This window comes from Paenibacillus ferrarius (assembly GCF_002027705.1).
GTDB classification, from domain to species: Bacteria; Bacillota; Bacilli; order Paenibacillales; family NBRC-103111; genus Paenibacillus_E; species Paenibacillus_E ferrarius.
In genome coordinates this window covers 45,370-57,122 of record NZ_MBTG01000010.1, presented here as the reverse complement: position 1 = coordinate 57,122, position 11,753 = coordinate 45,370, and the positions used below count along the sequence as shown (strand labels likewise).

At 49.0% G+C, this 11,753-nt stretch carries 3 protein-coding genes; all 3 read right to left on the bottom strand.

The window, feature by feature from the left end; translation table 11 throughout:
- Nucleotide 1: 1 nt before the first annotated feature.
- The 3 genes from BC351_RS11800 to BC351_RS11785 all read right to left on the bottom strand — a co-directional run bounded on the left by BC351_RS11800 (nt 2) and on the right by BC351_RS11785 (nt 11,725).
- Nucleotides 2–1,036: an ABC transporter substrate-binding protein gene (locus BC351_RS11800; protein WP_079412119.1), complete on the bottom strand. Its 1,035-nt coding sequence runs from the start codon at nt 1,034–1,036 to the stop codon at nt 2–4.
- A gap of 556 nt (nt 1,037–1,592) precedes the next feature.
- The gene (locus BC351_RS11790; RefSeq protein ID WP_079412115.1) at nt 1,593–7,280 is read right to left on the bottom strand and encodes a family 43 glycosylhydrolase; all 5,688 of its coding nucleotides are present in this window, start codon (nt 7,278–7,280) and stop codon (nt 1,593–1,595) included.
- Between the two features lie 110 nt (nt 7,281–7,390).
- Entirely contained in the window at nt 7,391–11,725 is a 4,335-nt protein-coding gene (locus BC351_RS11785; RefSeq protein WP_079412113.1) for a 3-keto-alpha-glucoside-1,2-lyase-like domain-containing protein, read from the bottom strand.
- Nucleotides 11,726–11,753 lie beyond the last annotated feature (28 nt).

Sequence of the window (11,753 nt, the reverse complement as noted above, 5' to 3'; positions counted from 1 at the left end):
TTTAGTATTTGCGGTTAGGCAGAGCGTCAATGGCCTTTTGACCCGTAAAGACGTCTTCATTGGATTTGATCCATTTCGGAAGCTGCTTGCCAGCTTTCAAGTCTTTAGCGGCTTGGAACAATTGCGGCCCAAGCAGCGGATTGCATTCAACAACAGTATTGAGCTTCCCGGCTTTAACAGCTTCGAAAGCTTCTTTGATCCCATCGATCGAGACGATTTTCACGTCAGAGCCTGGTTTTTTGCCGGCTTCTTCAATTGCCTGAATGGCGCCCAGCGCCATATCGTCATTATGCGCGTACACGCCTTGAATATCTTTGCCCTCTGGCGATTTCAAAATCGCTTCCATCACTTGCTTGCCGGTTGCACGGTTGAAATCACCGCTTTGCGACTTCACAATTTTGATGTTCGGATGATTTTTCATTTCATCGTCAAAACCTTTTTTGCGATCCGTTGCCGCGCTCGCGCCAACCGTTCCTTCCAGCTCAACGATATTTCCTTTATCTCCAAGATGCTCAGCCATTGCCTTGGCCGCATTTTGGCCTTCTACAATAAAATCGGAACCGATGAAGCTTGTGTACAGGTCTTCGTTTTTCTTGTCGACCCCACGGTCAACGAGGATGACGGGAATCTTAGCATCTTTCGCTTCTTTGAGAACGGCCTCCCAGCCTGTTTCCACGACAGGAGCCATCGCGATCACATCCACCTTCTGCGCGATAAATGAGCGAATCGCTTTGATTTGATTCTCTTGTTTCTGCTGCGCATCCGAGAATTTCAAATCGATAGTTGGATCTGCTTTCGCTGTGTCTTGAATGGATTGGGTTTCCGCACCGCGCCATCCGCTTTCTGCTCCGATTTGAGAGAAGCCGACGACCACCTTGCCGTCTCCTGCTTTGGCAGGCGCATCCGCTGCTTTCGTTGCTTGCGGAGCTGTAGAAGCTGTTGTCGGCTCCGCTGTTTTGGCTCCGCAGCCTGCGACCAGAGACATCAGTACGGTTGCTGTAACAAGTGCCCCCATGATTTTTTTTCTTTGTACCATTTGTGTTCCTCCTCCAGATAATTATTTACATCTTTAGTGTAATAGGTTAGCTAAGGAAGGTCTTTACACACAAAAGTCATTTTTTGCTTTATTCCGTCATACTGGAGGAAAGTGTCAAATAAATCGAAGAGGCCCATGCGCAATTGCATGAGCCTCTCGTAGAACTGGCTGCGCAGATCAGCGCAGCCAGCTTTTCCTATCACTATCTCCGCCGGGGTAGAAGTTCTACAGGCACAATCTCTGAACTGGTGAAAAGCCTGCGATTATGCATCCTTTTCTTCTTGAAAATAAGCAAAATGGTGAGATGCCTGCGAATATGCATCCTTTTGAGACCTTTATTCGTTTCAAGGAAGGAAACGCTCAGAAAGCCTGCATTATCTCCAAGGCTTTCTGATGTTTTCACACGATTTTGCTTGAAAAGCCTGCACATTTGCAGGTTTCTCCTGAATCGGTGAGCCACGGACAACGGATATCGCCAACATGGTGGGTGCATTCGCTGCACATGCCTCTAAATGTGGCGCATTCGATGCATATGCCTCTAAGTCAGCCCCTATCCTTACTCCATAATGGCTTTGGCAACGATAACAAGATCCGAGATATCGACTTGGTTATCTTTATTCAGATCCGCCTTAATCGCTTGCGCATCCCAATCGGCATCGCCTTGCTTTTTACCATAAGAAGCCGCGACAATGGCTAAATCTCCAACACTAACAGCAACTCCGCCTGCACGGAGGCTGGCATTGATCTTCTTCGCCTCAAAAGCCGTGATTGCTTCAGCCAGCAATTGCTTGGCAGCAACCAATTGTTCCTCCGTTGCAGCGTTATTGCCAGCAACAATTGCCGCTTGATCAATGGCTGCCTGCAGCGCCGCTTTTGCCCCCGCCATATAGTAACCATGTCGCTCTTCCTCAACAGCCTCGTCGTGCTTCGTTTGTGCAGAAGCAATGGCCGCTAGCAGGGCAGCTTGGTGTCCATTCGGGTTCGAAGGCACCAGAAGCTCAAGAATGAGCCTGTCGAGCTCAGCATAATTCGTCTTTTTGGTCAGCTTAATCGTGTTCAAGCCTGAATTCAACGCAATCGTAATCGAAGACGGGTTATAACGACCCCATCCGAATTGTTTGTAGTCGATGACTTGATTAGGTCCATTGTTCACGGAAACATCGTGCTGCGCTATGGCAGTGCCGCCAGTTCCGTTAGCGGCCATGAGCGTCATCGCGTAGGTGCCCGCTTCTTCCACGTTAACATGGAACACGATATAGTCAGTTCCAGCCGTGTCGATGTGACCGACTACCTTGCCGCCAGACGCATCGTCCGAGTTGTTTATTCTCGCGGTACCGCCCAGCTCAGCATCCTCTGCTTCATAGCTGTATATCGAGATCGATGGTGTGCCAGCTGGCTCTTGCACAGATGCGCCGTATGCGACCGGTGCGCCAAAGTTAAGCGTTCCATCCGCATTCCAAGTGAACTTCTGCGCTCGAACGCTGCGATTCCCCCAGCCTCCGCCAGATTTAAGATCAGCATGATACACGATCCAATCTTCTGTACCATCCGGAGACTTGGTGAAAGAGTTATGTCCCGGACCAAATGCGCTCGCTGCTTTGCTCAAAACCGGACCTGATTTCGTCCAAGAAGCAGGACTCAGCACATTGCCGTCCGTATTAGTCAACATACCTAGCGTGTAATCATCGCTCCAGCTGCCGCTTGCCGAATAGACGATGAAGATCTTGCCATCTTTGCTCAAAATTTCGGGGCCTTCGTTAATGTTCGGCGTGCCATGCAGCTCCCAAGCTTGATCAGGCGTGGAGAGCAGCGCTCTAGGTCCGCTGATTGTCCATGGATTGCTCATCGGAGCAATATAAATGTTCTGCCTCACATTGGCATCGCCATCCCACCCCGACCATACGAAGTACATGGAATTGTCGCTTTTCGTTAAGACCGTGCCGTCAATTGCCCATTTATCTGTGGCATCCGCAATCTTTCCTTTCATCGTATACGTACCTTGCGCGTCCTGCGAATTGCTTTCGATGACATACATTCTGTGATTATTATTGTTGCCGTCATCTGCTGCGAAATAGATGTACCATTTGCCATTCAAATACTGAATTTCAGGTGCCCATAATTCCTTGGAATACATTTGCAGGGCAGGTGGGGTATACACCGTTATGCGAGGCGCAGTCCCAATATCCTGAAGCCTCTTAGCTTTCGCCACTTGGATAGAACTGTCATTCTCAGACTTTACATAATAATAGTAGCCATCCTTGAAAACAACGCTCGGATCTGCCGAACCGGCCCCGCTGGAGACAGGCACGATCGGGTTCATGAAGGTGCCGCTGTCTTTCACTGTTACTGTCGCCTTGGCCGTCACTCCCCCTGCCGCCGTGACTGTGATGACTGCTGTCCCTTTGTTCACCCCTTTGACGTAACCATTGCGGTCAACAGTCGCCGTACCGGGATGGCTGGAGCTCCACGTTAATAGCTGGCTCGAAGCATCCGCAGGCGTGATCGTCGCTGTCAGTTTTTTTGTTTCATTGACTTTAACGCTCAGCGCAGCCGCGTCCAACGAAACAGACTGCACACTTTTCCCAGCATAAACAGGCGTTAAGGCTTGTTTGGCTAAATTGGCATGTGACCATTTGACATGCAAGCTTGCATCGCCGGCGGCATGCACATACTCGATTTTAACCGCGTACTGTTGTCCGGCCGTTAATACGATTGTTGCGCTTTTTTCTTCTCGGGTGCTGCTTGTTTTGTCAACAACCAATGAATCGCCAATCCACACTCTCGCGATGTTATCGCTATCTACATAAATCGTATGTGTGCCCGTGTTCACAGGCTGCACCGTGCCCACCCAACGTGTGGAGAAATGGTCTTCGCCAATGCTTACGGTTGGGTCCGGAGATCCGGTCCCTTTCTCATCGCCAAGATCAAAGTCCACCTTGGGTGTAATAGAAGATTTGACCAGACTCGTAAAATTATCATCCTTAAAATAATGCACGTTAAACACGGGCAGCGTGTCGAAGGCAGCGCCAGTAAGTGCCTTCACATCGTTCACATCCCATGGGTGACCATCCGGATAGGTGATGCCATGGAAAGGGACTGCCGGCTCCGAAGTCAACGGATTCGTATCCGACCCCCAAGGGAAACGCGTGTTATCCCGGCCAATGCCGAATTCCCACATGACGAATCCAATGCCTTGCTTCCCATAGTGTTCCACGATGCCAGGAACGGATTGCGTGAGTCTGTTCATCGTTTCATCCGCAAGAATTTCCTTGCTGATCCCGTAGGGTGTCGGATAGTCGGACTCATAAGGGTGCCAAGTGATGAAATCCGACGTCGATTCTCCGCTGAATTGGCCGCCCGTCGAGGAAACCGGATGCGTCGTATCGATCTCTTTGACCCAGATCCGCGCATCGTTCATAATCTGCTTCGTCATTTGATCCATAAGTCCGCTTTCGCCATTGCTTGGTTCATTATAAATGTTCCAGAAAGCAATTCTTGGATCATCCTTGTGTGCGCGCACAATCCCTTGCACATACGCTTTCAACTCTTGTTTGTTGGCCGCATAGTCGGACTTGACTGCATCACCGGGACCTTCCACCCAGCGGCTGTTATGCGCGCCGTATCTTGGGGCTAATTGCGGGCCCATGACAGGATAGTCGTCCCAGCAATCGTCGAACAATGCAAGCTCGACCTTAATGCCGTATTTGTCGGCAAGTGTGAGGAAATCTTCGAGATTGGCCAGCAGCTTGGCACTATTGTCTTTCCACAACAAATTGTGCACGAATACCCGTACCAAATTGATGCCGTACATTTGCGCATAACCTAATTCGCGATCGTTGATGGCATGATCATATTCGTCCCATTGCTGAATCTGATTCACGACATTCGTCGGTACGAATACCGCGCCTTTCACCCAAGACCAGTCATAGGTCGGAAGCGGAACGGCACCTAGATCTTTAACAAAAATATTGTCGTAGCTAGTAGCAACAAAGTGGGCTCTGACACCAATAGCTCCAGTCGAATAGCTTGTATCTACAGCGCTAACAATATGCTCGCCATCGATATAAATGTCGATATGGCTGCCTACCGCCGTCACCTTCATGTGATAGGCTTTATTTTGCTGAATCGGGTATAGAATGGAGGCCAGCTCTTTCCAGTTGTTGTTGAATTTCCCCAATTGCACGCGTCCGTTTGAGGTTATTCCTGCATAATAACCCTTCAGGTTGTCTCCGCCATTGCTAGGATTCGTAACGCGGAAGATTAAGCCTGCATTATCGCTGTTCACGCCGTCTTTCATCATAATGTCTGCTTCGTATTCAAAGTTGCTGAACAACGTGCCATCGGCAACCGATTTGAAGCCTGCCCCTTTATTCGTCACTTGGTACGCTTTGTCCGTTACGTTCCAAATGCCTTGATAAGTCGTCCAGCCATTGGCGTTGTCATCGTTAAAATCATCCGAGAATTGATGGCTGACCAAGGTGAACGTTGCGCTTTGAACAGCTGAATCCATCATACCGCTTCGCGCTGCATAAGCTCTCACCGTAGTCGTTGCCGTCAGCGTAATGGGACCGCTGTAGACGGGCGATGCCGCCGTAGGCATGCTTCCATCCGTCGTAAAGTGAATATCAGCTCCCGCTGTTGAACTCGTTATGGTGACAATTTGCCTATCGGGGAATGTTCCCGAGGAAGGATTAATGACCGGAGCTGCTGCTGGCAGCACAATAGGCGTTAACCGCTTCAAGGATACATTGTCAAAAGCAACTGTTTTATCATCATTCCAAGCACGCAGCCCAACGGAACCTGTTGTATATGTGGTGTCTGTAAAGTCGAAGGCAAGCTTGTCATTCACATAAATCACATAATGTGTCCCGATGGCGATCACTTTCAAGTGATTAAGTGAGTTCGAATTGACACCGCTTACAACGATTGAAGCTATTTCCGTCCAAGTGCCGGCAGCACCCGCAGTGCTCATCTTCCCCACTTGAAGCTTTCCAGCAGCGTTAATACCGGCGTAGTACGCATTTACTTTATCTATGCCATCAGCGGGGTCTGTTACTCGAAAGATCACTCCGCTGTTATTCGCTATAGCATCTTGCGGGTTCACATCAACCTCAAAAACGAAATTTTGATAAACGGCATCAATGACGGACTTAGCGCCTCTGGGATTCGCAGCAACATATTGATAGACCGAATACGTCACTGACCAAACCGTCGGAGCTCCAACGGTCAAACCCTGATAAGTCACCCAGCCCTCGGCATTGCCATCGTTAAAGTCGTCCGTGAATACTTGTTCACTCTCCGCGATGATATAGGAGGATGTTGCCACGCTAGAGACCATTTCACCCGCTTTTTCCGCATATGCTTTGATAATCGTATCGGACGATAGCACGATCGGCGACGTATAGACGGGAGAAGAAGCATTCGGTGTTGCGCCGTCCAGCGTATACCGAATGCTGGCTCCATCTGTCGCAGAAGTGAGTGCAATATGCTGCTCGCTGTTATAGACACCGTCAGGTGTGCTGAACATAGGTGCCGCAGTCGCCGACGGCGAATAGGCCCGAGCTTCGAGATTATCGAAGTTCGTTGTCCCCCACCAAGTTCTAAGACCAACAGCACCGGGAGAGGTGATCTGTTTGCCATCGTTATCGGTAAAATCAATCTTGGGTACAGTCATATCCTCGACATACACCTGAATGTGATTGCCTACTGCCACGACTTTCATATGACCGCTTGCATAAGGGTAAGATACTCTCTGAAGTTCCTTATATTCATTGCCGCCTGCACCCGTTACTCTTGACAGTGTAATGGTTTTGTCTACACGCAGAGCAGCGAAATAGCCATTATATCCGTCGGCAACATTAGGCGTTGGCGCAGTAACCCGAAACAGAAGTCCAGAATGATCATCATTGATTCCAGCAACTTGCAGATCCGCTTCATAAATCAAGTCTGCAAAGCTTGTATTCTGGAAAATGGCTTTCGAGCCAGGTGCGCCAGTCGCTCTATACTGCTTGGCGGCATTAACCGCCCAAGTCCCCCTGTTCCCTGCATCCGAAGACCCATAGGTTGTCCAGCCATCCGCATTGCCATCATTGAAATCCTCTCTAAATACAGGCAGGGGCTCTCCCGCTGCCGCCTCCACTGAAACGGAAGCAACTGGAAAATAAGAAACTGCCATACAAATAAGCAGCATATAAGCCCAGACTTGGCGAATCCTTTTTTGACGAAAAGCAAATATTCCTTTCAAACTGCACCCTCCCCTTTCCTAATTTCTAGGCAGCAAGCTGTTTTCTTCAATAGACGTTTTGGACAGATCGCGGCATCGTGATCCAGTCCAAAACGTCTCCCAGCTTACACTTATTGCAGAATTTTTTGCGCCATAATGGCCAAGTCTACAATGTCTACTTTATTATCTTGATTCAAATCCGCTTTTTTGAACAATTCCCAATCTGCATCCAAAGAAGACTTCCCGTATGCTGCAGCTACAATACCTAAATCTGCGATGGAGAACTTCCCGTCTCCATTGGTATCCCCTGGCGCGCTCGATATGACCGAATTCAAGAAGCGGTTTAACGCATCACGCAATGCAAGATGAGCTTGCTCCACTTCGTCTTGTGTCGCTGAGACATTGTCTGCCACCACTCTCGCTTGGCCAATGGCTGACCAAAGACCAGCCTTGGAGCCTACAGGGTATTGACCTGGGCTTGTGCCTTCAGCAGCGTTGTTATGCTTATCTTGTGCCTGAACGATCAAAGCATTCAGGACAGTTTTATCAATGCCAACTGCGATTTGCAAGCTGTGCACAACATCTTCGAGCTGTGTCTCCACCCCGGCTCCATCAGCTACAATAACTTTCGTCAATCTGATGTTTGTGGCGCTGGCCTGTGTGACTGACTTCACTTTCCACTTTAGCTTCAGCAAGTCATCATTGATATTGCCTGCTCCCAAGTTGACCATAATGTAACGAATTTGACCAGGAGCTTGCGCTTGATCTATGATCTTGGAGCCTTCTTTCAACTCCTCCACACCTGCGTACTCTACTTGACTAGGATCGTAAGTAATCGTTAAATCCTGAGCGTACACACTTTGCGTAACGCCGGAGAATCCTAAGTTAAGGCTAAATGACTCATTCGCATGAACAGCAGAAGGCCCTGTTAATGCGGCAGAGGCAGGGGTTTGTGGATTTGGCGCTGCCTGCAGCGGTCTGACTACGATATAGTCCAGCTCGTAGAATCCTGTTCCCTTCATGAAGGTGAGCGTGTTGGAGCCTGCGCTCAGTTGAACTTTCGTTGGGATAGCCATAAATCTTCCCCAATTTTGAGTTCCTTGCAGCTTCAGTAATTGTTCACTGCCATTTACGACAATTTTACCTGTCGCTGCCGTAAAATCACTGCCATTGGCAAACCAAACATCAACAACATATGTACCCGCAGTTGGAACTTTCACATCACTGAATTTCACATAGCTATCCGGGTAGTCGATTTCACCGACATAGCTTTTGCCAGAAGCATAATTGTTGTTCGTATTCACTTTCGCTTTGAACAGCTCGGCTTGTTCAGCCTCATATTTAATAGATGCAACAGAATCTGCCTGTTCTGTCACTTCGGGGAAATAGCTGACTCGCAGGTTTTCCGCTCCGAAAGGAACCAAGGTAATGTTCTCTGTCGGTTCCGTCGAGAGCAGCGGGCCGATCGGCGGCTCCGATGCTTCTACATTATTGGGCGATTTGCCCCATGATGGAATTTTCTTCGCTTTGGCAACCAGCTTAACAGGACTCGTCGCTTGAAGGAATGGATTCTCCGGCATCGGCCCCTGTATGACCTCAATCGACTTCTCGGGGTGCTCGCGATCAATCAATAGTCCGTAATTCCATGGCGTCTTAGACAGCACACGATACTGGCTGAAGCCAAGCGCTCCAGCATTGAATCCTGGTACTGCTGCAATTGGATTGGACTGGACCTGCCAATTCTCTTCCACTTGAAGCGAGAACACCAGCGGCCCACGTTCGATGCCAACAGAGTTGTTGACCCATGTCGATGTTTTCAGCTTCATCGGCACCGTCAGAACGACTTTATCCCCTGCAGCCCACGTCCTGTCGATCGTTACATATTCCCCAGCTTTCACAGCAGACTGAACTTGGCCATTCACGGTAATCGTAGGCTGCTGCGTCCATGCAGGAATTCTAAGTTTGAGCGGAAAACTTACAGATGCTGAAGTTTGGACTTCAAACCCGATTTGATCTTCAAATGGGTAATTCGTCGTTTCTTCCACAGATACATTCGCTGACTTTATTTGAACAGACACGCGACTTGGCCCATAGGCAATGACACCCAGACCTCCATCCGGTGTTGCCGCCCACATATTTTTCACAAAATACGGCCAGCCCATGTGCATATTGAAACGACAGCAAGGAAATCCGGATGTAGGCGAAGGCATCATCCCATTATCATAGTTCTGTTTGAAGCTATGATCGGCTAGATTGCTCTCTACCTGATTCGGCAGCGAATAATATTGATGCAGCTTCAAATCCTTACTCATCGCACCAGGCAAGGAATTGAAAGCAATTTTCTCGAGCGCGTCGCCAATATGGGGATCTCCGAGAATCATGGCAGCTTCTTCATTGCTTTGCATGCGTTCAGTAATCGCGCAGAGCTCTACGCCTTGTGTAGACCCAATGCCGGCCAACATCTCTGTGCCCGAGGGCATGCCCGTAATCTGCGAGTGTTTGGTCAAATTGGCTACTCCAGCCTGGAACGCATCGCGGTCTTCATTGTTATGCGATCTTTGATAATAGACAGCTGGCATTTTAATGGCTTCATTCACATTCACCGAATGAGTTGGCTGGAAGTCATTGCCGAAATTCTGAAACCCATCCTTCGCAAACGTATCGGTGATAGGGTATCCCTGTTTGGCAAGTGTATCCGCTAATTGCAGCAGAAACGCGTCGTCTGTCCGGTTATACAGCCAGAGCACTGTATCGATGTTATCGCCAACTCGGATTTTGCCCCAATCTCTCAAGGGCCTGGCTGGCAATTGAGCAGCTTGATAATGGAAATAATTCGTCATAAAGGGGAGTACACGCGCATCATTCGTCGCTTCGTAGTAGTCCTTCATGACATAGAGCGCAACCATGCGAGGCCACCAATCATCGCTGCTCTTGGGACCAAAAGAGCCATCAGCTTGCTGGCTAGCCAGAATCGCTTCTATCCATTTCTGCGATTTGGCAATTAAATCTTTGTCTTTCAGCGTGTAGGCTAGCGGGACTAAGCCCTTCAAATAATAGACAGGGCGCTCCCAATCGGAGTCTGGAGCCGTGCCCCCGAGCCAAGCTGCGTTCGTGCTGAGCTCTCCGTACAAATCCTCTGCATATCCGGTAGCTCCATCGCGCTGAAGTTCCAACTGTTTAAGCAGCCAGCCCTTAGCTTCAACAGAACCCAGCGGCAACGGGATAAACGGCGTTTGCACAAGCGGCGCTTTGTTCGCTACAGGCACAGCGTAAGTTTTGTCCGGTACGACATATTCGCTTGCGACCACATTATCATAGCTTGCTTGCGCACGGTAACTTCTTAATCCGATTCCGCCTTTCGTATACTTCTGCGGGCTATCGTCCGTGTAGACGAGGACCGGGGAGTGAGAATCGTTGACATATACTTTAATCTCATTCTGATAAGTAACGACCTTCATATGGTAAAAGCGATTGGGATCCGTGTTGTCAAACGCTTTTACTGTTTTGAGAGGCGTCCAGTTATTGTTCATACGTCCAAGGGTTACCTTGCCGTCACCGCTTAAACCGGCGTAATAGCCTTTCACATTGTCCGCCCCAGGCGAGGCGCTTTGCGTTTTGAACAACAAGCCTGCATCTCCTGTGCCTGTGTCACTCGGCAGCTTAATGTCGCTTTCCAGTGTCATATCCTGAAACTCAGCGTCACGGGCAATTATTTTGTACCCATCGCCTTTATTCACCGTTATGGCTCCGGCTTGCAGCTTCCAGCTTCCATCCACCACTTGCCACTGGTCAATCACTTGGTCGGCCGGCGTATCAAAGTTATCCGATAACAACGTGTCGCCCCCCACGGATTTCACCACGATATTGTCGTACGAAGGGAGAGAATTGTACATTCTAACCCCAACATTGCCCACAGTATAGGTACTATCCGTTTGCTCTAAAACTAATGCATCATTGAGATACACGTTAATTTGACTGCCTACAGCAGAAACTTTCAACCGATAGTCTGTATTTGGGTTGATCGTAACCGATGCCCGTTTCAGTTCCGTCCAATTGTTATTCATCCGTCCAAGGATGACGGCTCCAGTTCCAGCAGCGCTTAGTCCGGCATAGTAACCTCGTACATTATCAGCCCCCGGCGTCGCGCTTACCGTTCTGAATAACAACCCTGCATCTCCATTGCGATCTGCCAGACGGATTTCTGACTCTATCGTGAAGTCTTTGAAATCATCCTTATTAGAGATCGCCTTATAGCCTTGTCCTTTGGCAACGGTAAGTTTGCCGGATTGTATGGACCATGGGCCTTCAATGGCATTCCATGTATCGTTAATCTTTATTTTATCGAAATGATCGGAGAAATAACTGGGGATCTTCACCGTTTCTGCCGCTTGGACCGGATAGGGCGCAATAATGGTCATATATAAGGCAAGAATGAGCAATTGGACAATGGCCGTTTTTCCCTTCAATTCAGACACCTCTTCTCTTTAAAATTAG